At 51.6% G+C, this 26,312-nt stretch carries 23 protein-coding genes and 1 pseudogene; 3 read left to right on the forward strand and 21 right to left on the reverse strand.

The window, feature by feature from the left end:
* Nucleotides 1-120: 120 nt before the first annotated feature.
* The 7 genes and pseudogenes from vanT to Q3F21_RS09700 form a co-directional block, all read right to left on the reverse strand.
* A pseudogene (gene vanT, locus Q3F21_RS09670) lies at nucleotides 121-2,264 on the reverse strand (serine racemase VanT catalytic subunit).
* Nucleotides 2,261-3,025 (reverse strand): M15 family metallopeptidase, encoded by a 765-nt coding sequence (locus tag Q3F21_RS09675; protein WP_340251815.1) that lies wholly within the window; start codon nucleotides 3,023-3,025, stop codon nucleotides 2,261-2,263. Before Q3F21_RS09675 ends, vanT begins: the two are co-directional and overlap by 4 nt.
* Entirely contained in the window at nucleotides 3,022-4,071 is a 1,050-nt protein-coding gene (vanG, locus tag Q3F21_RS09680; RefSeq protein ID WP_340251817.1) for a D-alanine--D-serine ligase VanG, read from the reverse strand. The genes Q3F21_RS09675 and vanG overlap by 4 nt, the downstream gene beginning before the upstream one ends.
* Nucleotides 4,072-4,567: 496 nt before the next feature.
* A complete protein-coding gene (locus Q3F21_RS09685) occupies nucleotides 4,568-5,263 on the reverse strand; it encodes a response regulator transcription factor (RefSeq protein WP_340251819.1) in 696 nt (231 codons plus the stop codon).
* 148 nt (nucleotides 5,264-5,411) lie between these two features.
* Nucleotides 5,412-5,579, reverse strand: coding sequence for a hypothetical protein (locus tag Q3F21_RS09690; protein WP_340251821.1), 168 nt, complete (start codon nucleotides 5,577-5,579; stop codon nucleotides 5,412-5,414).
* 158 nt (nucleotides 5,580-5,737) lie between these two features.
* The gene (locus Q3F21_RS09695) at nucleotides 5,738-6,688 is read right to left on the reverse strand and encodes a threonine ammonia-lyase (protein WP_340251824.1); all 951 of its coding nucleotides are present in this window, start codon (nucleotides 6,686-6,688) and stop codon (nucleotides 5,738-5,740) included.
* A gap of 12 nt (nucleotides 6,689-6,700) precedes the next feature.
* Nucleotides 6,701-7,165 carry a RidA family protein gene (locus Q3F21_RS09700; protein WP_340251826.1) on the reverse strand — a complete coding sequence of 155 codons (465 nt, stop codon included), beginning with the start codon at nucleotides 7,163-7,165 and terminating at the stop codon, nucleotides 6,701-6,703.
* Between the two features lie 393 nt (nucleotides 7,166-7,558).
* Here Q3F21_RS09700 and Q3F21_RS09705 point away from each other — a divergent pair, with 393 nt between their 5' ends.
* A complete protein-coding gene (locus Q3F21_RS09705) occupies nucleotides 7,559-8,773 on the forward strand; it encodes an MFS transporter (RefSeq protein WP_340251828.1) in 1,215 nt (404 codons plus the stop codon).
* A gap of 96 nt (nucleotides 8,774-8,869) precedes the next feature.
* On the opposite strand, the gene Q3F21_RS09710 is transcribed toward Q3F21_RS09705, so the two are convergent.
* From Q3F21_RS09710 to Q3F21_RS09740, 7 genes are all read right to left on the reverse strand, one after another.
* Nucleotides 8,870-9,640 carry an IclR family transcriptional regulator gene (locus Q3F21_RS09710; RefSeq protein ID WP_340251831.1) on the reverse strand — a complete coding sequence of 257 codons (771 nt, stop codon included), beginning with the start codon at nucleotides 9,638-9,640 and terminating at the stop codon, nucleotides 8,870-8,872.
* 197 nt (nucleotides 9,641-9,837) lie between these two features.
* Nucleotides 9,838-10,473: an aspartate/glutamate racemase family protein gene (locus Q3F21_RS09715; protein ID WP_340251833.1), complete on the reverse strand. Its 636-nt coding sequence runs from the start codon at nucleotides 10,471-10,473 to the stop codon at nucleotides 9,838-9,840.
* The gene (locus Q3F21_RS09720; RefSeq protein WP_340251836.1) at nucleotides 10,470-11,423 is read right to left on the reverse strand and encodes an aminopeptidase; all 954 of its coding nucleotides are present in this window, start codon (nucleotides 11,421-11,423) and stop codon (nucleotides 10,470-10,472) included. Before Q3F21_RS09720 ends, Q3F21_RS09715 begins: the two co-directional genes overlap by 4 nt.
* 15 nt (nucleotides 11,424-11,438) lie before the next feature.
* The gene (locus tag Q3F21_RS09725; protein ID WP_340251839.1) at nucleotides 11,439-12,116 is read right to left on the reverse strand and encodes an AroM family protein; all 678 of its coding nucleotides are present in this window, start codon (nucleotides 12,114-12,116) and stop codon (nucleotides 11,439-11,441) included.
* Nucleotides 12,113-13,069, reverse strand: coding sequence for a DUF1177 domain-containing protein (locus Q3F21_RS09730; RefSeq protein WP_340251842.1), 957 nt, complete (start codon nucleotides 13,067-13,069; stop codon nucleotides 12,113-12,115). The genes Q3F21_RS09725 and Q3F21_RS09730 overlap by 4 nt, the downstream gene beginning before the upstream one ends.
* Before the next feature lie 17 nt (nucleotides 13,070-13,086).
* Nucleotides 13,087-14,148 carry a DUF917 domain-containing protein gene (locus Q3F21_RS09735; RefSeq protein WP_340251845.1) on the reverse strand — a complete coding sequence of 354 codons (1,062 nt, stop codon included), beginning with the start codon at nucleotides 14,146-14,148 and terminating at the stop codon, nucleotides 13,087-13,089.
* A gap of 16 nt (nucleotides 14,149-14,164) precedes the next feature.
* The gene (locus Q3F21_RS09740) at nucleotides 14,165-15,763 is read right to left on the reverse strand and encodes an OPT/YSL family transporter (protein WP_340251848.1); all 1,599 of its coding nucleotides are present in this window, start codon (nucleotides 15,761-15,763) and stop codon (nucleotides 14,165-14,167) included.
* Nucleotides 15,764-16,151: 388 nt separating this feature from the next.
* On the opposite strand from Q3F21_RS09740, the gene Q3F21_RS09745 reads away from it, so the two are divergent.
* A complete protein-coding gene (locus Q3F21_RS09745) occupies nucleotides 16,152-16,571 on the forward strand; it encodes a MarR family winged helix-turn-helix transcriptional regulator (protein WP_340251850.1) in 420 nt (139 codons plus the stop codon).
* Between the two features lie 156 nt (nucleotides 16,572-16,727).
* On the opposite strand, the gene Q3F21_RS09750 is transcribed toward Q3F21_RS09745, so the two are convergent.
* The 6 genes from Q3F21_RS09750 to Q3F21_RS09775 all read right to left on the reverse strand — a co-directional run bounded on the left by Q3F21_RS09750 (nucleotide 16,728) and on the right by Q3F21_RS09775 (nucleotide 23,277).
* Complete coding sequence (locus Q3F21_RS09750) at nucleotides 16,728-17,225, reverse strand: DUF4358 domain-containing protein (RefSeq protein ID WP_340251853.1); 498 nt, start codon at nucleotides 17,223-17,225, stop codon at nucleotides 16,728-16,730.
* A gap of 51 nt (nucleotides 17,226-17,276) precedes the next feature.
* Nucleotides 17,277-18,422: a DHHW family protein gene (locus Q3F21_RS09755; RefSeq protein ID WP_340251855.1), complete on the reverse strand. Its 1,146-nt coding sequence runs from the start codon at nucleotides 18,420-18,422 to the stop codon at nucleotides 17,277-17,279.
* 47 nt (nucleotides 18,423-18,469) lie between these two features.
* On the reverse strand, nucleotides 18,470-19,876 hold the full coding sequence (locus Q3F21_RS09760) for an MBOAT family O-acyltransferase (RefSeq protein WP_340251857.1): 1,407 nt from the start codon (nucleotides 19,874-19,876) through the stop codon (nucleotides 18,470-18,472).
* A gap of 124 nt (nucleotides 19,877-20,000) precedes the next feature.
* Nucleotides 20,001-20,672, reverse strand: a complete 672-nt coding sequence (locus Q3F21_RS09765) for a GDSL-type esterase/lipase family protein (protein ID WP_425341237.1) — start codon at nucleotides 20,670-20,672, stop codon at nucleotides 20,001-20,003.
* Between the two features lie 128 nt (nucleotides 20,673-20,800).
* Entirely contained in the window at nucleotides 20,801-22,600 is a 1,800-nt protein-coding gene (locus tag Q3F21_RS09770) for a sensor histidine kinase (protein ID WP_340251861.1), read from the reverse strand.
* Nucleotides 22,597-23,277, reverse strand: coding sequence for a response regulator transcription factor (locus Q3F21_RS09775; RefSeq protein WP_340251986.1), 681 nt, complete (start codon nucleotides 23,275-23,277; stop codon nucleotides 22,597-22,599). Before Q3F21_RS09775 ends, Q3F21_RS09770 begins: the two co-directional genes overlap by 4 nt.
* A gap of 253 nt (nucleotides 23,278-23,530) precedes the next feature.
* Here Q3F21_RS09775 and Q3F21_RS09780 point away from each other — a divergent pair, with 253 nt between their 5' ends.
* Nucleotides 23,531-23,983 (forward strand): GNAT family N-acetyltransferase, encoded by a 453-nt coding sequence (locus Q3F21_RS09780; protein WP_340251864.1) that lies wholly within the window; start codon nucleotides 23,531-23,533, stop codon nucleotides 23,981-23,983.
* Nucleotides 23,984-24,132: 149 nt separating this feature from the next.
* Here Q3F21_RS09780 and Q3F21_RS09785 read toward each other — a convergent pair whose 3' ends face one another.
* Complete coding sequence (locus Q3F21_RS09785; RefSeq protein WP_340251866.1) at nucleotides 24,133-26,277, reverse strand: M56 family metallopeptidase; 2,145 nt, start codon at nucleotides 26,275-26,277, stop codon at nucleotides 24,133-24,135.
* Nucleotides 26,278-26,312: the final 35 nt, after the last annotated feature.

Consider the following 26,312-nt stretch of genomic DNA (forward strand, 5'->3'; position numbering starts at 1 on the left):
AAATCTTACTCTTGAGAAGCTTGTTGCGAAAGCCGACCGTCAATTATGAACAAAAATCAACAGCCCGGCCTCCGCAACAAATGTGACAGGCGGGGTCTTTCCTGTCGGCCTCGTGTTCCGTCAATCCGATACATAAACGCGTTCAAGCCGATTTCCCAATCTGCTGCACAATTCATTGGTGATCGTTCCTGCCTGTTCCGCAACTTGCTCCGCTGTTATCCGTTCTGCCCCGTCCTTGCCGATAAGGGTAACGATGTCATTTGGCTGGACTACTGGTATCCCGCTGCAATCAATCATCAGCTGGTCCATGCAAATTCGGCCGATGACGGGGGCTTTTTTGCCTTTCACAAGCACATAAGCGCCGCCGCACGACAAGCTCCTGGGAAAGCCGTCCGCATATCCGATGGAAACGACCGCTATCGTCATGTCGCGAGGAGCGGTAAAACGGCAGCCATACCCGACGGTCTCGCCTGCCCCGATCTCTTTTGCAAGCGCTACTCTCGCCTTTAAAGTGAGGACCGGGCGCAAATCCACAGACAGTCTGGTTTGATCCTTCGCTGCGCTCAGCAAGCCGTACAAGGCAATGCCGATTCGGGCATAGTCGCACTGCAGTTCGGGGAAATTCAGCACCCCGTAGCTGCTTTGGATGTGTGCCTTGGGAAGGTCGTATCCCCAGTCTTTTAGCTGGGCCAATACGCTGTAAAAATTGTCTATTTGAAAACGGGAGAAATTCGTTCCCGCGGCGCTGGAATCATCGGCCATGCCAAGGTGGGTAAAGATTCCAGCGACGATCAGGTTTTTGCATGCAAACATGCTGGCAATCCCGCGCAGGTTTTGAAAGTCCTCCCCGAGTCGATGCATCCCCGTGTCAATTTTGAGATGGACCTTTATTTTTCGGCCATACTGATCCAAAAGCTTGCCGTATTCGCAATTGACGACCGTTTGCGTCAAATCGTACCGGACCAGATCAGCAAACTCCTCTGGAGAAGTATAGCCGAGGATAAGGATTTCTCCCGCTACTCCCTGTCTTCGCAGGTGAACCCCCTCCCCGATGGTCGCCACGGCAAATGCGGAAATTCCCGATCGATTGAGTTCTTTAGCGATGACCGCATCTCCATGCCCGTACGCATTTGCTTTCACGACCGCCATCACTTCGCAGTTCGGCGGCAGCTGTTCCTTCAGTACTTTTGTATTGTGGCGAAGATGGTTCAGGTTGATCTCCGCCCACGCCCTGCCTTTCATACGATCTTCCTTTCTCTTTTCCGCTGTGACAGCTTGGTCAGCAATGCTGCGCCCGCAAAGGACAGAGAGGCTACCGCCACGTAGTGGGCCACGCTATTTTCAATCAAAAGCTGCTGCATTTTCACCATCTTGGCGAATCCTCGCACGAGGATAATCGCCAGCGGGTGAATGATGTAGATGATCATCGAGATTGTCCGCAAGCTTTGGCTGCTTTCTCCTCTCCATAAAAGCAGCGATCGAAACAGGAAAAACATGCAGGGGAGCAGCATCACGTACATGCTGTCATGGCGCTGGAGCGAATAATGATGCAGGAGCAAGCCTTCTGCCAGCAAAAGCACAATCGACACAGCCAGTCCCCCCATGCATTCTCTCAAGCTGAAGCTGTTTGACTGCCTAGCTATCAGCGCGCCGAGCACAAGAAAAACCGGCGCAAAAAACAAGCCGTTCCGCGTGTAATCCGAAAAGCTGAAGAGCGCGTCGTAAAACTGGGCGAAAAGCGGCACCTGCGACGTTAAGCCATAATAGCTGTCCCCGCCAAGCCCGATCAAGTAAAGCAGTCCCGCAATCAAGACCGCCACGCTTGTCTTGCAGCTTCGCAGCAGAAGATAAACGAGTCCTGCTCCCAGGATCGTCGCCGGCAAGTACCACAAGTGATAAAACGTGCCGTCGAACAAAATATCCTTCAGCAGGTTGGGCAGCAGCGGCGTGGTGTCAAAGGACCCGGCATAAATGTTTACCGGGAGGAAAAGCAGGATCGCAATGCCGTACAGCTTGCATGACTTCACAAAAAACTTGGAAAGGCTCCCTCTGTCCCCATTCCTGCCATCCATGTATCGCGGCAGCAGAAAAAATCCCGTCGCCATAAAGAAAAACGGGACGGCTACCCGCCCCAGAATTCTCGTCACGATAAAATCGCCCGTCTCGCTGACGGAGGCGAGTGGGTACGTATGGATGGCGACGACCAGAAAGGCCGCCATGATTCGAAAGGTATCAATGCCCGCATAGCCCGCGCCCTGTTTCATCCGTTTTTCCTCCAAAGCGTTGCCACGAATCCATCCACGTTATTTCCCGAAACATCGTAGCGGGTGCCGCTCGGAATTTCAATCGACACTGTCGGGGAAGACAGAGCATGTACGTAGAAGATTTCTGCTGTTTGTCCGCCTGCTTCAAACAACAGGTGCTCACCTCCATAAGGGAAGCTTTTCAAAAACTCCGTATACTCTTCCAGGGTCAACTGATTCTTCTGAATCAGCTCCGAATGGGGATATCCGACGTACCGGAAGTGCCAAGGCTCGTGGGCGATGCCTGTAATGGCCTCTTTTCCCTGGGGGTAGCGTTCAACAAACCCGTACCCCGCTGCTTTGCGGCGAAACTTCTGACAGATTCCGGTATAGGGAAAGTCCGGTCTGATGAAGTCTATTTCTTCTTTATACTCGCCTACATCAATCGCCAGCCCTGTCTGGTGCTCGCTGTGGTTTGGATAGGCCACGTACTTTGCCGTAAAGTCTTCGCCGTTTTCCCGGATCGATTCCGTGTAGATCGTTTCCTGCTCCCTTCTTGTCCGGTAACCGCTGACTGGAATGATCCGCTCTCCGCCATGGAGTGAGTGGATCAGCCCTCTGTACATCACCGCTGCCTTTCGCTCCAGCAAAATGTCCGGATACCTGTGATCAACTGGAGTGAGCATGTCTCCCGCAGGCTCCTCGGAAACCGGATGCTTCCTGTTTATCAGGATCAAGCTGCCTTGATGGAGGTGTGCTTTTTCCAATTTCAATGTGTTCATTCTTCGATCGCCATCCTTATCAGCTCGTCTACAATTTCCTCAAACGACATCCCGATGCCCCTGAGCATATTCGGATAACGGCTATGGGCCGTAAAGCCCGGGATGGTGTTCACTTCATTAAAAACAAGCTCTCCGCCCGGCGTTACAAACATGTCGACTCTGGCAAAGCCGCGGCAGCCCAAAGCCTTGTAGATCACAGCCGCCGTACGCTTTATCCGTTCGGCTGTCTGTTTTTCAACTCTGGCTGGCATGTGGATTTTGGAAGTCTTGAGCGTATATTTTTCGGTGTAGTCAAAGAAGCCTTGCGACAGTTCGATTTCGTCCACTTCACCGATGATCAGTTCATCATTGCCCATAACGGCGCAGCCTACTTCGAACCCGTCGACGCCTTCTTCGATGACGACTCTTTGATCGTGCTCCAGCGCGTTCACTACCGCTTTGAATAGATCGTCCTCATGCTGGACCCTGGTGATGCCAAACGATGATCCTGCCCTTGCTGGCTTGACAAACAGCGGATAAGAAAGCTCCCGTGCGAGCTGCCGCATTTCCCCCTCGCTGTTTTTGCCGTTTGCGACGATGGAACGGGGCACCTTTATTCCCGCCTGCTGGGCGAGTTTGTGAGCCATGTCTTTATCCATGCACAGCGCCGAGCTGAGCGTGCCGCATCCGACGACGGGAATTCCGGCCAGCTCGAGCAAGCCCTGGATCGTGCCGTCCTCGCCGTTTTTTCCGTGCAGAACGGGAAAAGCGGCATCGATCTTCGTCGTTGCAATTCCGTCCTGGTGAAACTCGATCACGCCGCGAACATGCCTGCTCGGCGAAATCATGGCGTGCACGCAGCCAGGGTCATCGCTCCATGTGTCATCCGGAATCTTTTCAAGACTTCCCGTATACCGAAGCCATTCTCCCTGCCTCGTGATGCCGATCAAAACCGTTTCATACAACGATTGATTCACGTGTTTTATCACTGCATAGGCGGATTGCAGAGAAACCTCGTACTCTGTGGAACATCCGCCAAATAGGATGGCAATTTTTTTCTTTTCCATCGATTCCCGCTCCCTCCTCAACCATGCCTGTACCCGGCTTGCGGGAAGCAGGCAATTGTATTGTACCGGAGTACGACAGGCCGTCCTTTAACTTTGCCTGAGGGAATCCTTACGAAACTCTTACGGAATCATGACGTTTCAGGAACAATGCCAGCCGGGAAAAAGCGCAAAACCCTGCCATGGTTTCACCGAAACAAAGAGCAGGGTTTTGTGACTTTTTGAATCATCACGCGCCTTTCATGGAGCTGACCTGTGGCGCGCAATCATACGGCGGCATTTCTTCGCTTGACTTGGAGCTACCTCTAAGATGTAGGAATCCTTTTCTCCATCCTCTGCCGCGGCGTGGCGTTTTGGCCGCTTCGGGAATCATGCAGATTCCCAAGGCAAACGCTGAAAAGCAACGCCGTCTGCTGGCGTCAAAATGAACGGATCGTTTTTCGAAACAGCCGCATTTCATTTCCCGCGTAGAAATGAAATGCGGCTTCATGCCGACAATCTATCGCTCGATTTTGTATCCGACGCCCCGGACGGTTTTGATGTAGGCTGGATTTTCAGCCGGGTCATCCATCTTTTCACGCAAATTTCTGATATGAACCATGACGGTGTTGGTATTATGGCTGTAGTATTTTTCTCCCCAGACCTCCTGAAACAATCTTTCGGAGCTGACGACTTGTCCTCTGTTCTCGCACAAAATCCAGAGTATGGAAAACTCAGTGGGCGTAAGCGTCAGCAAAGTTCCGTTCAAGACGCATTCATGAGAGGCCTTGTTCAGCTGAAGGCCCGCAAAAGCGATCCTGTCTCCCTCCTGCTGCGGTTCCTGGCTGTAGGTCGTAGATCGCCGAAGCTGTGCCTTGACCCGGGCAACTAGCTCCAGCGGCCGAAACGGCTTTGTGACATAGTCATCCGCCCCCAACGCCAAGCCTGTGATTTTATCGATTTCCTGGTCTCTTTCGGACAGCATGATAATCGGAAAATAGTATGTTTGCCGAATCTGCCGAAGGAGCGAGAACCCGTCGATCTCCGGCAGCATGACGTCTATGATGGCAAGGTCAGGCTTGACGGAATCGATACGGCGGAGGGCCTCCTCGGCGGTTTCGCATTTATGGATGCCGTAATTCTCATTTTTCAGGAAAAGCTCGACAGAATCAGCGTCTTCCCGATTGGCATCCACGATTACAATCGTAGCATTCATGGTTTCTCCCTCATCCCGCAAGTGATATTGACCTATGTATTCTACTGAAAAAATGCTGGTAATTTTAAGTAGGAAATCTTAAGATTTCCTTACAAAAATGCGCACATCAGAAAACCCGCTCCGAACATCATCGAAGCGGGCGTAGAGACTATTCTTCAAAAACAACAAACACGTGCGGGTTGCTGCGAATCGCGTCCGCAATGCGTTTATGGGTGGCTGCAGCAGTCTGCTGAAAGCGGTTGTACAACTGATCGACGGTATCGCGAAGGTCCTGGTCCTGGTCCCGCTCCAGATCCAGCGGGGATGCCTCTGGCACTCGTTCCGCTCCGGATTGATTCCGCGATACAAGATACGCCTGTGTGAATATAAAAATCCCTCCAGTGAAGCCATGATACCAAAAAAAGAAAAATCCGCCTCTATTATTTGGAAAAGAGGCGGATGCTGCATGAAATCTCGGTCCTCCCGTTTCTTCTCTCAATCTTTCAATAATAGATGAAGCTCGCCGACGTCGACATTGCCCCCTGAAATGACTGCTACGACTTTTTTTCCGGAAAACGGCGGCTTGCCAAACATCGCCGCTGCCACGGTCGTGGCGCTGGACGGCTCGATCATCTGCTTCATGCGCTCCAGCACAAATCGCAGCGCCTGCCGGATTTCCTCCTCGCTGACAAGCACCAGATCATCGAGGTACTTCATCAAGACGGGAAAGGTAAGGTCGCCCGGCTGCGTCGTCCTGAGTCCGTCCGCAATCGTTTTCGAGCCTGGAATGGACACGATGCTTTGCTGCTTCAGCGAAAGCCATGTGTCGTTGGCCATCGCCGGCTCCACCCCGATCACCCGGACTTTTGGACGGGTTTCCTTCACGGCAGTCAAAATGCCGGAAATCAGTCCGCCTCCACCGATGGGTACAACGATCGCATCCGCGTCGCCGAGCTGTTCTAAAATTTCCAGCCCGATCGTTCCCTGCCCGGCCATGATGCAAGGATCGTCGTACGGGGGGATGTAGATCCCATTTTGGCTTGCCGCGAGCTCCTTTGCCCGCGGGAGCCTTTCTGCCGAGGTGAACCCGCATTCTTCTACCGCTCCCCCATAGGAGCGGATCGCGTCGACCTTGCACTGGGCTGCATCCTCAGGCACCACGATCGTCGCTGGAATCCCCAGCTTTTGGGCGATATACGCGACCGCCTGTCCGTGATTGCCCGAGGATGCAGCCGTCACATAACCAGCTCCCCTCTCTACGGCCTCCTTCACCTTGTTGGTTGCACCGCGAATTTTGAACGAGCCTGTCTTTTGCAGATGCTCTGCCTTCAAATAGATATCGCAGCCGCAGCGCAGAGAGAGCTGCTCGGAGGTCAAGAGCGGTGTGACGTGGACGACATCGGCAATTCGTTGCCGCGCTTCCTTTACATGCTCCAGTCGAATCATTTGCACCTCTCCTTATTGCTGTACGTTGACGGCAAACACGAATTCGATCTCCACCGGAGTGTTGCCCGGCAGTTCGGCGACTCCGACCGCAGAGCGGGCATGCCGTCCTTTTTCGCCAAAAACGGCTTGCAAAAGCTCCGAGGCGGCATCCAATACTTTCGGCTGCTGCGAAAAGCCGGGAGCGGACTGAACAAACCCGGTCACCTTCAATACCTGCTCCACCTTGTCCAGACTGCCAATCTCCGCTTCCAGGCAGCTTAAGCCTTTCAACACACAAACTTTAGCCAGCTCGCGGGCTTGCTCAATCGTGACCTCGGCTCCAACCTTTCCTGTATAGGGAAGCTCCCCGTTCACCCGCGGCACCTGACCGCTGACGTAGGCTACGCCCTGATGCACGGTGACGGGCACATAGCTGTACAAAGGAGGGACCGCTTCGGGCAATTCAAGCTTCAGCTCCCGCAATCGTTTCTTGATCATGAGAAATCTCCTTTCGTGATCGTCTGCTGTTCCTTAAAGAAGTTGTCTGACTATGGCGAATACTCTTTCTCCCTTCATTGTAGCAAAAGCTTCCTGCGGCTGCCCATTGCCATTTCCAGTTCCCCTGGCTGTCCTCGCAAAATCTTTGCGCTATCTTCACCAATCTTTAACGGTATACCTGCTACAATGCTTCCAGGAGAGGAGCATTTTTGGTTCAAAAACAGCAAACTGCAAATTTTGCACATTTTACAGTTTGATCCAGTTGCCTTTCCATGCCCAGATTTTATATAATGGGTCTTATTTTCTACGGGCAGGAAGGATGCCGGTTCCTGTCGCGTGGCGTTTTTTGAAAGAAATACGGTTTAAACCACAGAGAGAGGAGAGAACCATCTAGTGAAAGAACAGAGCATTCAAAAAGCGCCACTCGTCATTTTGATGGTCAACATGTTTATCGCGATGCTGGGAATTGGCCTAATCATTCCGGTGTTGCCAAAATTCATGCTGGAATTCGGCGCGAGCGGTACGGCCCTGGGCTATCTTGTCGCCGCTTTTGGCTTGACGCAGTTCATCTGTTCGCCGATCGCCGGGGAGTTTTCCGACAAGTACGGACGGAAGCGGATGATCGTCATCGGGCTGGCGGCGTTTTCTCTGTCCCAGCTAATTTTCGCCCTCGCTGATCAGATGTGGCTGTTGTACTTGTCGCGGCTGATCGGGGGAATGGGCGCTGCGTTCATGATCCCTTCCATGATGGCCTACGTCGCCGATATTACGAGCGTGGAAGCCCGGGGAAAAGGGATGGGGCTCTTGGGCGCATCCATGTCGCTCGGCTTTGTGATCGGGCCGGGGATTGGCGGGTTTTTGGCCGAATACGGCCTGCGTGTGCCGTTTTACGTGTCCGCCGCTGTCGCCTGTTTCGCGACCTTGGCTTCCTTCGTGTTTTTGCGGGAAACCTTGTCGCCGGAGGACCAGCTGGCAGCCCGCAGCGCAGAGAAAAAGCGGGAAAATATTTTCAAGCAGTTTGCCTATTCCTTTAAAGCGCCTTATCTGGTGCTTCTCGTGCTGGTCTTTACACTGACGTTTGGCCTGGCCAACTTCGAGGCGATTTTCGGGCTGTTCGTCGATCAAAAATACGGGTACACTCCTAAGGATATCTCGATTTTGATCACAGTCGGGGCTTTGGTCGGCGTCGTCATTCAATCGCTTTTGATCGACAAGCTGCTTCGCCGCTTCGGGGAAAAACGGCTGATCAACATCAGCTTTTTTGTCTCCGCTGTGACCATGGTGCTGATGCTGCTGTCCGGTCATTTCTGGTACGTCATGCTGGTGTGCCTCATCTTCTTTACCTTTACATCGATCCTCCGTCCCGCGATCAATACGCTGCTCTCCAAAATGGCCGGGAAGGAGCAGGGCTTCGTCGCCGGGATGAACAACGCCTACATGAGCCTGGGGAATATCGTCGGTCCTTCTCTGGCTGGCATCCTGTTCGACGCGCATATCAATCTTCCCTACCTGTTCGGCGCCTTCATGCTGCTGTTCAGCCTGTTTCTGTCGGTGTCCTGGAACCGCCGCACCCGAAACAAGCAAATTACTCCTGCGGTACAGGAATAATCAGCGGGAAACGCAAAAGGACGAGTGCCTTCTATCCGCCGGAAAAGTGGATAGACAGCACTCGTCCCTTTCTTTTGACAATGAAAGGCACTCTCCTTATTGAAACAATGGATGAACCTCTATTTGACTCAGGCAATCCTGAATTTCTTTTCCTCGTTTTTCGAGCAGATGGAGCGCATCCTGCACCTTTACCTCGGGCATTCTGTAGCTGGGGCCTGCGATGGACAGGGAGGCGACGATTTCCCGATTCTTGTTGAACAACGGGATGCTGATGCCAAATGTGTCTTCGAAATACTCTCCTCTGGAGTAACACCATCCCTGCTGCTTGATGTTGTCCAAATCCTCGATCAGCTTCTCCGGGTCGACGATCGTATTGGCTGTATAGGGAGACAAGCCCTGTTCGATCACTGCCGCTCTCTTTTCTTCCGGGAGATAGGCCATCAGCACCTTGCTGGAAGCCCCGACGTACAAGGGCGCGCGATTGCCTACCGTCAGCTCGTATTTTACTTTTTGCGGGCTCTCCACGATCTCGATGTCAACCGCTTCGATTCCCTCCAGAATCGTCAAAATGACCGACTCTCCGGTATCTTCGCACAGCCGATGCATGATCGGCCGGATGGCGTCAACAAGCTTCAGGCGTTTCTGGACAAGCTGTCCATACTCCCAAAATTTGATGCCCAGCACGTACTTTTTTGTCACTTGATTTTGCGCCAAAAAACCGTGTTTTTCATAGGTGGCCAGAACCCGATGAATAATCGAGTGGCTCACATCCAGTTCTTTCGCCAGCTCGCGGACACCCCAGGCAGGAGTTTCATCGGTAAAGAATTTCAATATTTCCAACGCATTATCCAATGTTTTCAAGCTCATACCGGTCTCACAGCCTCACTTCCCTTATACAATGTCGATTATAGTATAAGAGTCCTGATATTTCCATTCGCTCCCGGGAGAATTCCGGTCATGGAAGATTTCTGCCGGGCACATAGCCGCTCGCGCTAAGCGCTTCTTGTCCCCGCCTCTCCTTCGTCAAACCACCCGCGCGCTGCCACCCGGCAAATGACTGCAAGTCAGTTTTTTATGGCATACCGGGCGAGCAGCCCCTCTGCCTCCACAGGATCGATGACGGTTACGCCAAGCTCCTCGCGTATGACCTTTGCCAGGCCAATGGTTGAATACCCGGTACACGCAAACGCAATCGTCTTCGCCCCGTTTTCCACCATCTCCCGAGCAGACTTCAACGCCGCTTTTCGACCGTATGGCGTCATGACCTCTGCGGAATTGGTCACGCCTGGCGGGGAGGCATGCCAGACGAGCTGTTCACCCAAAATCTGTTTCATGACTCTGGGCGGTTCTGCGGCGATATCGAGCAGACCGACAGGCTCGCCGTATCCTTTGGCGAGGAGCGCCGTCGCGCTGCCAGCTCCGATCACAGGGACCGGCACCTGCTGGCGCAGCGCATCGATCCCCGGATCATCCGCGCAGCTGATCACCAAAGCCCGGCACCCTGACATGGCCAGCCTTTGGCCGAGCACGACGATTTTCGGCACGGCCTGGCGCTCCGTCGCTTCATCGTAGATACCGTACGGCTGATCGGGAATGCACGCGGACACGGTTTTGACGCCGTACCTGCGCTCGATCAGCTTGCCGTGCTCGCTTAGAATGTCCGCATCGGCAGTCGTGATTACCCGGATGATTCCGATCATGGCTGGATGGTTGCCCTCCCTTTGGAAAGGATTTTCGTTTCGTCGATGAACACGTCCGGCTGATGGACGACCAGATCGATATGCACACCCGCTGAAATCGTGCCGCCAAACGTCCGGTTGCTGCCGAAGGCCACGTGAATCGTACCGTAAACCTTTTCATCCTCCAGCACGTTTCCGGTGATGCGCGCCATGTCATTGGTGCCGATGCCGAACTCCCCGAGCAGCCGGCCGTCTCCCGCTCCCAGCATGTCCAGAAGCTGATCGGCATCAGGGCCTTGCAGATCGACAATCCGGCCCTGGTCAACGGTTACGAGCAGAGGGCCGCTCACCTTTCCGATCCCGGCGATCGAGCCGTCTACGACGATCTGGCCCGATGCTGTTCCCTCGACAGGCGCGATATACGATTCGCCGGAAGGCAGATTGCCGGATTCTCCGGGATTGCGGTACACGCCTGTACTGGAAATCCCGTCTCTGCCCGCGATGGAAAAGCTCAGCGAGTGTCCGTCCTTTTCGATCCGCACGACGCTGCCCGCTGTCAGCACGCGCGTCATCTGCTCCGTCAGCCCCTGCACCTGACCGTAGTCCGCAGTGATCGCCCCTTCCAGAAACATGTCGGGCGTAATCCCCGGCATGGTCGCGATGCGCGCACCGCTGGCGGCTGCATGTTTCCTCGCCTCTGTATGGGTGAGGGAATACTCCGTCACACAAACGACGACGTCCGCTCCCCGCATCGCCTCCGCGACCGGCTTCGGCGGCTCTTCCCCGTCCTTTTTCCGCTCCTTCATCACCATCAGGATCGCTTCTGCCCCGAGCTGGAGGCCCGCCTTCTGAATCGCCTCCGCGAGTTCCTTCTTCTCCAGGTCAGCGACGATCAGAAGAGTCTCCTCCTGCTTCAGCGCCAGACTCGTCATCAGTAAATTTTTGCTGACTTCCACCAATTTCGGGTCCATTTCTCGAATACCCTCCTAGTACAGTTCCGATACGATTTTGGCAAGCAAGGCGTTCGACAGGATGACTGGCAGATTGGTGTGCGCTTCCACGACCGCCTTGGACGCTTCCACGTACCCCATGCAGTCCATCAGGATCACGTCTACGTTTTGATCAGCCAGCTTTTTTGCGGCCCGAATCAGCTCCGCATCACCCTCCGCATAGGGAGACGCCGCCGCGTAGACGGCATCCACAAGCGCTCCCCACTCTTCTGCAAGCGTCTCCTGCTGTTCCAGAAGGGGAACAATCACACCGAGCCTCTTGTTTCTCAACATTACCGACAACGTCGAGCGCAGGATGACGTCAGGCTCGATCAACAAGGCGTTTTTCGCGGCAAGCCCTTCGAATGTTCCGGTGCACAATACGACAATCGGATTGCACCCTGCCTCCTCCAGCTCATTTAGCTTGCGCTGGAGCACGGGGGCGATCTTTTCCCGTGACATCACGACAGACTCTCCTGTCACGAGCTTGCTGGTCAAGACGTAGTCTCCCTTTTCCGGTGAGAAAGCCGCTTCCGCCTCCGCTTTGGTCATGCCGTCGAGAACACCTGCCTGCATGATATCCGCCCGGTTTCCCACGTATTTTTGAAAAATGGGACCGACATCCATCCTCGGGGCTTGTCCGATCGTTACGAGTCCCAGCTTTTTCATCGTCATGACGATTCTCCTGGAGTCTCTTGGCTGCCCATCGTCTGGAATACCGCCAGCGAGCCGTACAAGCTGACGAGGCGGTCGTGCTCCGCCTGATCGTAGAAGCTGCAAGTGCCCGCCGTAAACTCTTTGGCTACCTCGATGGCGAACCGGGCTGTAGCTGCGATATCTACTTCGTGGCTGGCTCCCGTGCCGCAGCCGGGAACGGCCGATTGCGCGGTGATGGCGACTCCGACGACGGGAGCCTTTGTCGCTACGGCTGGCTGCATGATGCTGTTGAAATGGAACACGCCGTTTCCATACGGCGTTATGTCCTGAAGCGTGATCGGGAAGGTGGCCGGCAGCTGTCCCGACGTCATTTCCATGATGCGCAGCAGATCCTCGCTGATACGCAAAATGTACCCTTCCTTTACCGTCGGGGAGATCGCAAAGCCTTTGATGTTGATCAGCCTGTTTCCTTTGGACGTGTCGATCGACAGAATCGCATCCATCTCTGGACATACCTGGTAGCGGTTCATCGTCGGATCATCGACAGGCGAATCCATGAAATCGACGGGATCATGCGGCTGGGTAGGCGCATCCGGGCAGATGTGCGTCGTCACCAGCACATCGCCTTTGAGCCGGTCGCCGTTTTTCGTCATCTCCGCGAGCTTCAAGCCGCTGGCGACAGCCGCCACCGCACCATCCGCATCGGATACCATGCCGATCCGGCTCGGACGGGCCCCGATCCCGCCCAATTGCCCGATGATGCCAAGCGTCGGCGCCGAGCCTCCCCGGGATTTCCCCTCAGTCCCGGGAATCAAGATTTTTACGAAGTCCGTTTTTCCTTTGTCGCCTTGCACTGTCTCAACTGTAACCTGAACATCGCTGAAATGGGAGAACAATTCCCTTATTTTCTCCCCGGAAGCATGCAGGCTGTCCATCGTCTCATAGACGATCAGCGTCTGTTTCAATGCCATGCCTTTCCCCTCTCCTTTCAGGAAAACACGTATGGAATGACCGGTTTTCCAATCGCTTCTTGCACTGGTTCAAACAATTTGCGGTTTCGCATCGTCGAACTGAGGAGCAGCTGCTCCTTTGGCACCGCGATGACCGCCGCTTTTTGCCCGTTTGCCATTTTGGCCGACTCCAGCGGGCGTCCGCTTTCCGCGTCAAAGGCCATGATCAGGTCAGGGAACGTAGCCAGCCTTTCGCCATTCGCTTCAAGAGTCATGTACTCGTTCCAGAAGGTAAGCTCCAGGGAGCCGATCTCGGCCCGGCCTACATCAAAGCCGCCCGTCGTATTCAAGGAAAAGTTCGAAACAGTCCCAACCTCGATGATTCTACCCTGCAAGAACGAAGTCACCGCCTCGATAGCCTTCTCTCCAGTGTGGGACAGCATCGCCTCCCCGATGCGGATCGCCTGCTGGATCGCCCCTGGACAGCCGTTTTGTTTCACGTAGGCTACCTGCACCGGATTGCGGGCTACGGCCACCATGCCTCCCGCGTCCACGGACGTCCGGCGCACCATTCCTGCCATTTTTTCCAGCGAACCGGACGCGCACAGCTCGATGTACCGACTGCCCTGTCCGCCAACTGCCGCCTGCGTAGAGACGTAGCCGTCCAGTTCAGTCAAATTCATCGATCCCATGCTCCCCGTCGGATGGGCTCTGCCGTTGCACGGCGCGTCCAGGACAGGCAGCCCGGTAACAGCTGACTGAAACCAGCCGTTTACCGTGGTGCTCGCCCCGTTTTCGTTGGTGATCAGTCCGGAGACCGGACGGCCCAGCTTGTCCAGCAGCAGCTGCAGGGCCCGGATATAGTGCATCGGCTTGACGTACTGCTCCGCTGCGGCAGGCGCCCCTACCGCGGAAACAGTCACCACCCACTCGTCATCCTGCAGTTCATCTACCGTAATCAGCTTCGGCTCGCCCACTTCCAGAGCCAGTCTGCCCAGCTGCAAGCCTTCCTCAATCGGCCCTCCGCCTCCGCCGCCCAATACGGCTCCTCCCCAGACAGCGGCCTCCATTTTCCGTTCGTCCAGTGTAATCATTCCCATCTGCCTTCTCCTTCCTCTATTTTTTCATCGAAAAGACGGAACTGAAGAAGCTGTACAAGGCATCGCCCGCGATAAAGCCGGCGGCCATGATATTCATCGAGGAATCCGCCTCCTGGCCTTTCCATTTCAAAATAAGCACGCGAATCAGCAGACCTGCGAGAACAGCCCAGCCGGCCTCGGGATAAGTAAGCAGCAACCCCGTCGCAAACAAAATCCCCATCTGCCGTTTCGGTCCGCCGAGGAATTGCAGGATCGCTCCCGGAATCGCCCAGAGAAACAGCTCTCCTGCCACATCGCCGGAAACTCCGGCGTTAATCGTCGCCACGTATACGGTATCGACTGGCGGAACGAGGTTTTGCGAAAACAGGCTTTGAAAGCTGAACAGAACGACGAGGACAGCTACGCCGAACGCGATCATCCCGGCAGTCATCTGCTGTCTTCTGCCATCTTTCTCAAACTCGGGATCAGCACCGTTCCCGCGCAAAATATAACCGGCCTTCAAGTCGTAGCCCATGTCGGCAAACGCGGGGCCCGTAGCTGCGCTAAAGCCGACGAGCAGTGCCAGCGCAACGGGCGGAAACCCGATCAGCATACCGAGGATCAGCGTGATCAGCGCAACGGCAAAAGCCGGAAACCAGCCGGAGTGCATCGCGGAAATGCCGACGATCAATTCGTGCAAATAAGCGGCGAAGGCAGCGAAAATAATGAACAATAAGAACATTCCAAACGACATATGCGTCAATAGTCCGCCGATGATTGCCAGAATGACCGAAATTGCCATGTACAGCAAAAGCCCTGTCAAAAGCGTGCGCGAGGTCTCCTTTTCCCCTTTGGTCACCTGCTGCACTTGTTCCGTTTCCGAGCCAGCACTTTGTTCCGGAGACTTTTTCCCGAAGATTACGAAGCTGACCTGGATCAGGGCGACAATCCCCGCTCCGATCATGAATCCATGCGGGATATACGATTCCTTTAAATCCATTCCGAGCAATGTCCCGGAATAGCCTTTGAGCAGCAGACCGATCCCGAACATCGCCAGCGCCCAGATGTTCCCGATAAAGGCAACGCCAAACGCGGACATCGGCACTCCCAGGATGGAGCCGACCACACCGCCGGCAATCCCCACGCCGAGCAATCCGGCCCGCTTTCCTCCCTTGTCTCCGGCAATGATCGACTCCGCCGTAGCCCGTCCGTCCGGCCAGGTGCCTGAAGCGGGAAAGACCTTCGTATCAAACAGCTTGTACAACAGAAACGCGTCAACAAACATCGCCAGCGCCGCACCGATCAGCATCGGCGTGATCAGCTCCGGTTTCCCGAATACGTAAGGAATCCCGATCGGAATGAGCAGACTGTTAGCGGCCCCGAATGTCGCCGATGAAATGGCGGTCTGAACGATATTTTGCCGGTGAACGGAGCGCATCTTGCGAAGAAAGGCAATCGGCACCCTCGCGATCAGCATAGCCAGCAGCGCCCCGATAATGGCCGTATTGGCCGTAATGCCCAACGTCACGATCAGCTGCATCCCGATCGCTGCCCCGAGAACCGCCGTGACGATCGTTAAGACCAGCGTTACAGGCTCCAACGCTCGGGGATGCTTCTTTTGTTCCTCATTGTTCATGTTGCCCTTCGCCCCTTTGTCTCCATATTAGGACCACAGGTCCCTATTTTAATAACATATGAGCAATTATACAAACCTCTCTTTTTTTATTCAATAATCAATTTTGGTCATTTGAGACTTTTGCAAATATTTTTGCGTTTTCTTTTGAAGCACGGGCTACAGTGTTTCCACAAAACTTTACTTCGAACCGTTCTGCCAGTAGGATGGGTAATAGCTGCATTTACTTAGGTAAACATATGAAAACGGATTCAGCCCAGACGCTGGGAAGCCGCTTTTGTTGGAAATCATGAAAGAGACGGAGGCCGAAAAATTGTTACTAATCACTCGAAGTTCCGTCTATGAAAGAGAAGGATATTTTCAAATCAAACAACCGTTGGGAGGATAACCATTGAACTACCTATACGGACACAAAATAAATCAGGCTGCGAGGAAATTCACCAAAAAATTGAACGAGAAGCTGTCCGCTCAAGGCTTGTACAGCTCGCAGTGGGGAATTATCTGGTGTCTGCATCAGCGAGGCCCGTTGACCCAGGTGGATGTCAGCAATTATTTGAACGTCGAGGCCCCTACCATTACCAGATCTCTGACCCGGCTGGAGGAGTTGGGCTGGGTGATTCGCGAGGAAGGCGAGGACAAACGGGCTCGCAAGGTTTCCTTGACCCCTCGGGCGAAAGAGAGGCTGGGAGCCTGGCAGAAGACGTCTGACGAACTGGAAATCATCGCCCTGCAGAACATCTCGGAAGAGGAATTGGCTGTGTTTGACCGGGTTTTGCAGCAAATGATGAAAAATCTTGATTCGCGTTCTTGATCGCTCTTGATCGTATAATCGGGTATACGTCTCTGGCGAAAAAGCGCCGCTCCAGTCCGGAGGGCGCTTTTCTTTGTTTTCCTATGAATCCCGTTGCCTGATCAGTGCTTCCATTAGAGGCCGTCTTTTTTGAATGGGGTTGCTCTCCTCGCTGTATCACTTCAACACTTCGTCAAATGCGCTTTCGATCTGCTCCGCCTCCTTCGATACCGCCAAAAGAATATAGCGGCCTTTCGTCCGCAGCACATGCTTTTCCAGCAAATAATATTCATCTGGAACATAATCTTTGAATTTTTTTTCTTGTTCTTCAATTCTTTCTATTATTTTTTTCTTGATGTTTTCAACCTGCCCCTCATCCTTTGCGATCAACACCGCGACCTCCTCAGCCTTTACGTTAGTCGGAGCTGTAAACAGGATAAAATCCTCAACCTCTTCCTCCGTGATGTTGTACAGTTTTTGAAGCTTCTTGACGTCTCCCGCTTTCATTTCATCCAAATTTACAGCTTGTTTGATTTTTTCTCCTATTTCCATTGCCGTAGGATGCTCCGCTTCTGCCGTTTCGCCGGTACATCCGGTTAAGATGGAAAGTGCGGCGAAGCATGCTATCATCAAAACGGACATGACCGGGTTGATTTTTTCGCGCAATGCTTGCATGGGCTTGCTCCTCCTTTCTTGTCCTCATTCTTTGACGATCAACGGGCTGATTCAGCTTTGACTGGCCAGTTCCTTTATCGACGGTTCTTCAAAGAACGTGTTCACGTTGTAGAGCAGCAGCATATCGGTTATGTGGTTTTCCCGTATGAGCGCGTCCAGGCGATCCTCGTAATACCGGAGGTCCACTACGTAAATTTCATCGAAATGCGCCGTTAGAAAAGGAAGAAAGCAATTGGCGTATGAGTCCTTGACCACAACCAGTTTTTTCCCTTCACGAGAACCGGACGCGATTTTAATCAAGGGATGGTTGCCATTCAAAAACACCGTGTATTTGTCCTTTTTCTGCAAATTGTCCCTCTCATAAAGAGAATCGGAGCTTTTCTTTTCCTCTGCATACTCCACGCGGTACGTTTCCGCATCCTTTGGCACATACAAATCGATTCGGTCAGGAAGCACATGCCTGAAGCCGCTTTTGGAATAGAGCGATCCGTAAAATTCATCTGTGCCCTTTTCTATACGAAAATCCGCTTCATCCCTCGGTGTGAACCCCATCTGCTTGCCCAGCTCCCGATAGGCATAGTAGGCTCCCCTCGTCGTCCAATGGTGGTCCGTTTTATAGTACAGATACTCTTCCTTTCTAGCACGCATCGCGGGGTAAACGTCAACAAAAACAACATCTTTGCTGACTGCTTCCTTCACTTTTTCTAGGTACATTCGCTCATCATCGCCCGTGACATGGGCAGGAAGCTTTTCTTCCAGCACACTGGCTGCTGTCGGCGCTAGCAGCAAGTACGTGCGAAGGCCGGGCAATACCTTGACAAAGCCGTTTATGGCTTCTCCCTTCTTTTCCAGATCGCCATCCTCCGGTTTCCCGAATTTTTGAATCAGAAACCCGTCTTTGCCTAAATAAACACCGTTGCTTTCCTTTTTTCCCATCATGCGATCCGCTTCCGATTTCACGCCGATCCAAAAATCCCTGAAAGCGAACTGGTCAGAAAGGTACTTCTCAAAATTGGCAGTGAACGTTCCATTTATGACATTTTTCAGTGAAAACGACGGCTGCTGCTCCAACAGTCTGTTTTCTGACTCGGAAAACTTTCGTGCGGGCGTTCCCGTATTCAGAGCCAGCAGTCCTCCGATAAACAACAAAAGGATAAATCCCAGCATGTATTTTGACAGCTTGTCATTGCGAATCATGAACACCCTCCCTCCAAGTCGATTGATTCGCATGGCGCCACATCCGGTTAAAAGCGAAAGTACAGAAACGGATTGTACGTTTCGTTGACCAAATAAGCTGTTGAAAGAAAAAGCAGGCTGGAATAGACAGCGGTACCGATGAATGCTCCGGTGATGTTCCACCTTTCTCTCAGGAGAGAAAATGCCTTTTCAGGCAATGGAGTTGAACACATGGCCAATGCGATCAGCAAGGCGAAATGGGTAGACAAATCATAAAGCGCCTGGTTATCGACGAGGGGATGGGCACCAAGGCCAAACATCGTTCCGATAAATGCCCACGCGCTGGACAGGTTTTCAAACTCGAAAAATACCCAGCCGACGATCACGATCAAAAGTGTGTAGAGATGTGCGACGATGTGAGCCCTACGCTTCAGCCACTCCAGCAGAAACCACTTTTCCAGTGCGAGAAACAAGCCGAAGTACAATCCCCACAGGATAAAATTCCAGTTTGCTCCGTGCCATAGCCCTGTCAACATCCAAACGACGAACAAATTCCGCAGCTGTTTTGCCGTCCCCTCCCGATTGCCGCCAAGCGGAATGTAGACATACTCCCGAAACCAGCTGCCTAGCGAGATGTGCCACCTGCGCCAAAACTCCGTGATGCTTTTGGACACATACGGGTAATTGAAATTTTTTAGAAAGTCAAAGCCAAACATTTTCCCAAGACCTCTCGCCATATCCGAATAGCCGCTGAAGTCAAAATAAATCTGGAAGGCAAACGCGACAATCCCCAGCCATGCCGAGAGCACGGCAAGCTCATCCAGAGGCGCAGCTTTCACATTAGTCCAGAGCAGCCCGATGTTATTGGCAAGAAGCACCTTTTTCGCCAGTCCCTTGATAAACAATTCGGCCCCTTCGCCAAATTGATCGATGGTAACCTTTCGGCCTGCCAGCTGCTTGGCAATATCGCCGTACTTCACGATCGGACCTGCGACAAGCTGCGGGAACATCGTGACATAGGCACCGAAGGAGATGAAGTTTTTTTGCACAGCCACTTTCCCCAGATAGACGTCAATGACGTACGACATCGTTTGAAAGGTATAAAAGGAGATTCCCACCGGAAGCGGAAGATCTGCCGCATGGATGTGCAGGCTGAACAGGTCATTGATCGTAGCTACGAGGAATCCGTAGTATTTAAAGAAGCCGAGAACCCCCAGATTCGCTATGATGGAGCCTATGAATACCGCTCTGGCAATCCCTTTTCGGCCCCTGTGCTTGTCGAGAAGCAAGCCGTTTGTATAGTCCAATGCGGTAGAGAAGATCATGAGGAACAGATATACGGGTTCTCCCCATGCATAAAACACCAGACTTGCAGCAAACAAGATGCCATTTCGCAGCATTCGCGGTGACAGGTAATAAATAACCAATACTAGAGGAAGAAAAAGGAAGAGAAATATGAGACTGCTGAATACCAAGGCTTTCCCCTCCCGAACAATCATTATTCTTTAGCAAGCTTGCTCATATAAGGCGTTGCGAGCATTTTTGAAGGATGAGCTGCCCTGCCGCCTGTCAGAACGATTGCAGGGCACTCATTCGAAGCTATTTTGTATGCTCCTTGATAAAATCCAGCAAAAGAGGATAAAACTCGGCTTTGAAATGGATTCCATCCGTGTCATGCAGATCGGGCTGACCTGCAAAAAGCGGAGACAAATCGATAAATTCCACCTGCTGCTTCGCAGCCAGCTCTTTGAGCCCCTGATTGTACTGGCCGATCTTTTTGTAGCGGGGCTCTGTCTTCTCTGCCTCCGCAGTGACCGGCGTGACTGTGAGAATCGAGATTTTTGCTTTCGGCAGCTTTTCTTTGATTTGGCCGATCAGTTTTGCATACTGGTCCAGCGAATAGGCGATCGGATTCTCTACCGGCCAGAGGATGTCATCCGATCCCAACTGGATAAAAACATGCTGCGGGTTTCTCTTTGCCAAATCGTCAATATCCTCTAAGGCAAACTCGGCAGTTTTCCCGGCACCCGCAGACACATTCGCTTCATCCAAAACATCGTGGAAGGACAACCCTTCCGTAATGGAATCTCCCAAAAAGACGCTCGTTTGAAAATCGGCTTGATGCGAAGTCTTCGCGGCAGACTCTTTTTCATGAGCCACAGGAGTGGAAAGAGATGTTCCTTCGCCCCTTCCGCTTTCCTGACTCCCGCATGCTGCCAGAGATGCCGCTGCGACCCCCGCGAGCAAGATTGTCATCCATTTTTTTGTCATATCCATGTTCCCTCTCTTGTACATGTATTTCCAAGCCTTGCGCTTGCAAGAGATAGGATAATCCGGACAGATAAAGATCAGGTGCAGATGAGATCAAGACGAATAAAAAAAGTGCAGAACCAAAAGTTCTACACTTTTTTCGGCAAATGGAAGTAAAACAATACGCCCTCCGCTGTATTGGCCACTCCATAAGCTGCGCCGTGCAAATCCAATATTTTTTTGCAGATCGCCAGGCCCAGGCCGGTGCCACCCTTTGAGCGCTGGCGCGAAGGCTCCCCGCGATAAAAGCGGTCCCATATTTTCTCCAGATGCTGTTCTTCAATATGGACCCCTTTGTTTTCCACACAGACCTTTACGCTTCCATCCTCTTCCATAGCCGTAATGGAAATAGCCTCCTTCTCCGGCGAGTAGCGGATCGCGTTTGTCAAAAAGTTGGTGATGACTTGTTCGATGCGATGCTGGTTGGCGATGACTTCGACCGGAGCCAGATCGGCATGAAGCTGCAGCTGCTTTTTGTCCAGCTCAAGAGACAACTGCTGGCATATTTGCCGGATCGCCATATCAATAAAAAAAGCATCGAGCTTCAGCTTGTACGTACCGGATTCGAACTTCGCCAATTCGAGCATATCGACGATCAGCATGTCCATCCGGTTCACTTCATTTTCCATCGCTTCCAGGTAATGCTCCCGCTTGTGGCTCGCGACGCCGTCCCTGACAATCGAGATGCAGCTTTTGATCACACTCAGCGGAGTTTTCAATTCATGCGAAACGCCCGCGATAAATTCCTTTCTCGTGTTTTCCAGCTGTTTTTCCTTCTCGATGTCCTGCCGCAGCTGTTTGATGTGCGAATGCAGCGTATCGGAAAGCTCATTGATCGTTTGAGAAAGATCGCCAATCTCGTCTTTGGAGGCGATGGAGATTTTCTCCGAGAAGTCCAGCCCGGCAATCTTTTTCGTAGTGCGGTTGATGAGCAATAGCGGCCGAGCAATCCGTTTGGAATAGTAAAATGAGAGCAAGAGAATCAGGATCATCACAAAGAGAATCAGATACACATAGTACGCCTGGATCATTTGCACCGCCTCGTCAACAGGCTGCAGAGAGGTCATCGCGATGACATAGGCCCGTTCTCCGTCGTCTTTTATCGGATCGATCATGATTTTGTACTTTACGTCGTTTTCCTCATAATCAATCATTTGCAAATCTACAGGCTGCTTCTTCTCTTTCCCCAGCAGCAGATTGGCCTGGAATTCTTTGACCCGGTCTATAAACAAGTGGTTAGAATAAACAAATCTGCTGGCCCGGTTTCCGTCAGGCAGTTGTACTTTGGTGATGCGGCCATAAAGAAAGTAGGATGGAAACTCATCATGCTTCTCCGCCGGATTTTCAAAGGTCGGAATGATTTCGTGCTCTTTCTTGGCCATCTGCTGGTTCTCCCAGGCAATATTTCCGTTTCCCAGCCCCAACCGATACGTGACCGCTGTCGAATCCACCGTGATGCCATTCAAAATCGCACGCTCCCCTTCGCGAAGAAAAGGATTCTGCTTGGAAACTCCTTCGGCATCCACGAGGCTGTACAGCGGAACGGTCATCGTCTCTCCCGCGATGTTGTGGTCTTGAGTGGGATCGAGTTTGACCTCGATATAGAAGTCGTCAGTTCCTTTCAGATTGCCCAGCTTGTCCACGGTGGTAATCCAAGTATTGTGCTTGCGGTAAAACTCTTCCTCCAGCTTGTCGATTGCTTGTGTATCGCCGCCGCTATTTGCGTAGGCTGTCTCAAAGGTTTGGAGGCTTGCCTGAATATTATCCACTTTTTTATTCACATAAAACTGCTTGAAAAATACGGTTTGACCGATAAAAATGGTGGCCAAAATGAACAGGCATAAGGCAGTTGTCAGCAGAAACAATTTAAATACGATGCCCGTTCTCATACGTGCTCCTCGAATTTATAGCCTGATCGGACAACCGTCACAATACATTTTGCTTTATCTCCCAGCTTGTATCGCAAATTGCGGATATGGCTGTTCACCGTGCGGTCATCTCCCGCAAAGTCATAGCCCCAGATTTTGGTGATCAACTGCTCCCTCGTGATGATAATCCCTTTGTTTTTCATGAGATAGGCGAGAATTTCAAATTCTGTATGCGTCAGGCTGCTGTTCTTTCCATCTACCGTGACGGTTCGGGAAGGCAGGTGCATCACGATGCCGCTGCCGGTTAATGCATCATCGGCTGAAGCTCCCGGTACCTGTCGACTTTCCAGAAGCCTTTTCGCCCTTGCGAGTAAAATCGGCGGGCTGAACGGCTTTGTAATATAATCGTCCGCACCCAGCTCAAACCCGAGCAAGGTGTCATCTTCATCTGAGCGGGCGGTCAACATGATGATCGGAACGTTGGATATTTTGCGAATCCGCTGGCAAACAGACCACCCGTCGATTTTCGGGAGCATGATATCGAGAATGAGCAGATGAATGTCATGTTCCTGGAACAAGGCTAAGGCTTCTTCGCCGTCAGCTGCTTCCAGCACTTTATAGCCTTCATGCAAGAAATAATCCTTGATGATTTCACGTAAAATCTCTTCGTCTTCCACGATTACAATGGTTTTTTGCATCATGTTTGTACTCTCCATTACAACGTTTATCAGCAGCTTTGCAGGGATGGGCCAGTCTGGCAAGTGTAAATCGGAGGCAAGCCGGGTAATCTCCGGAACTTGTCCTCGTTCCATCCTACTTACCAAGTCTACTGAAACAGGTGGCGGGATTCTATCTTTTTTGCGGTTCGGAGGTTGTTTTGTAAATATCCAATTTTCGACAGCGAAACTGTATGGTATAATTTTCCTAAATGAAGCAAAAGGAGATATCGTTGTGAATCTTATTCTCAAGGAAGTAACTTCTGAAGACTGGGAAGAATGCATTGAGTTACAGCCCCGTGAAGATCAAAAGCAATTTATCGCCTCAAATCTATATTCCTTGGCACAGTCAAAATTTTTACCGAATTTCGAAACACTTGCCGTGTACAAAGATGAAATAATGGTTGGATTTGTGATGTTTGGGATAGATCCTGACGATTCGCAATACTGGATTTATAGACTTATGATCGATTCCAGTCACCAAGGCAAAGGTTACGGAATTGAAACCATGAAACAGGTCATTGACAGAATAAAAGCAAAGCCTGATACCACAGATATCATGGTAGCCTATCACCCTGACAACCAAGCAGCTGCCGCTCTTTATGAAAAATTAGGATTCAAAGTTCTTGGTAAAGCTCCATGGGGCGAAATTATGGCACGTCTTTCGAAGGTTGATGAAACAAATTGAGCATTGTGTATCCAGCACCGGCTGCGCTTCTGCCTTCGTTCTTGGAATCGTCAGGTCCACGGTTATGCAGCTTGAAATCAGGTCACGTTCAAATTCAGCAAGCACGCAAAAGGGAATTGTACAAAAGATCCGTACAATTCCCTTTTGACTTACTTCAATTGATCGACATCTACCGGCTTTGCTTTTATCAATTCAGCGACAATCTCTTGTTGCTGCGAAATGTCTTCTAAAAACGTTGCCTGGTAGCACATATCGTTCTCTATCCAAAAATAACTGATATGGCCAACCTCATCTGCAGAGCTAAATCGTCCATCTCTTTTATATTTTTCTGTTTTGAATACTTCCTTCCCCTCTATTTGCAAAGGAGTCGTTTTGACGTTGTTATATTCGGGTCTGAGGATCTCGTAACGATATGTGCCCGTCTTCTTGATCTCTTGATAGATACTAGTGTCTTTCCTTTGATCAAAATAGAAACTGGTCTTCCATTCTTCCGGCTTATTGGTTCTATCATATGTAATGAAGAACGATTTAGATGTACGGTCCGTATCTCTGTAGTAAAACTCGGCTTCTGCCGCTTTAAATATCCCAAGCGGTTGCATGGGAAGCTTCGGAGCAAATCCGAGCGCATCCTGAACGGAGCGCAAGTCTTCTGTATCATAGACGGATGCTTTGCCACGTGCTTTGGCGAGATTGGTTTTGTATCGTTTCAACATGTCTTTGTCCGGGAATTTCATAGAGGAAATCACCTGTAACGCTTCTTGAGAAATATCCCACCCCCAGAGCTTGTATTGAAGGCCTTGTTCCTCCCAGTAATAGCCGGACAGCGAGTCCGATACCCGGGTCAGCTTAAGAATGTTCATTCCCTTTATGTTCAGGGTTTCGTTCTTGATTTCTGAGGATTGCTGATTATCCCACAAGGCGTCTTCATAATCAACTCCGGTAGGGATAACTACTAAATTATATGAGTACCCACGTCCATACTTTTTAAAACTGATAGACGCTTTGGTTAATTTTTGATCTTCTAGATCTAGAGTAACAGAATCTAAACTTAACTCCGGCAAGTCAGGCACTTTAAACGGAGTAGGCGATACCTTTACCGCTTTTTCCAAATCGCCATAGGTTCGAGAAGAGGAAGCGAAAAGAAGCCGCTCTTCCCCCGCTTGGGCAACGCTTGCGGAACTGCTTGCCGGAGCCGGTGCGGCAGCGTTGGTCAACGTCGCTACACCCAGACCGGCCACACAGACAATCGCCAGTGCCGAAAATTTATACGACCCCTTTTTAAATGCTTTGATCATGGTAATTCTCCTTGTCATTTCATTTTTGTTCGTCGTTCCCCAGAAATACAACAACTGGGGCTGACCGGATTTGGACGCAAAACGCTTCAGGAAATCAATCATCGTCAAACCATAAGGAGCAGCTTCACGTTCTCCGAGAACCTCCAGCACGCAGGCATCACACGCGATCTCCCTGTCCGCTTTCATTCTCTTCATGCAGATCCACATGATCGGGTTCATCCAATGTATTGCCAGGACATAGCTGCCGAGCGTGTTCCACCACATATCTTTTCTTTTACAATGCGCCAGTTCGTGTGACAAAACATGCAGTAGCTGGGTGGAGGACAACTCTCTCGCGACCGCTTCCGGCACAAAGATCCACGGATGAATCAATCCGGAAATGCACGGGCTTTTTACATAGTCACCTGTGTACAGCGGGATTGTTTTTTTTATCCCGAATTTTCTTTGACATTCATCCATGATCGACAAGATCCGCTGGTCTGTTACGGGCGTGAGCGTTTTGCGTCGCTTTCTCATCCGAAATAGATAGGAACACAAATAGGTAATGAATGTAACCGCACCGGCAAACCAGATCGTCGCTGCGATTTGTACGCCCAACGGATAGTGCACTTGCGAGGAGTGGAGTGCTTGCTTTTCCTCCTGCAGCCCGATTGCTTCAGGCTGGTCATGATTATTTTCGGATAACATGCTAAGATCATGTTGTGGTATTTTATTCTTTTCGCTGTTCCGAGAGATTTCATTTGAAGGGATGTTTCCTTCAACATGAATCATCGAAACGGCATTTTTTATGTGTGCGGCAATATTAAAGATGCTTGCAGGGCTGCTGGGAAAATCAGGCAAAAGCAGTCTGAGCAGCACGATCAGCCATAGCGCATGCTGAAGGCGGGCACTCAGATGACGGTAAAACAATTTTTGGATGGCCATCACGAGCAGGGCAACTGCGCTAGCCGCTAGCGTGGAATAGAAAAACCATAAAAAAACGTTGCATAGGATCTCCATGTTTTTTTACCTCTTCGCTGGACTTTGGCGATCTG

This window comes from Brevibacillus borstelensis, from assembly GCF_037834415.1.
Lineage (GTDB): Bacteria > Bacillota > Bacilli > Brevibacillales > Brevibacillaceae > Brevibacillus > Brevibacillus borstelensis_A.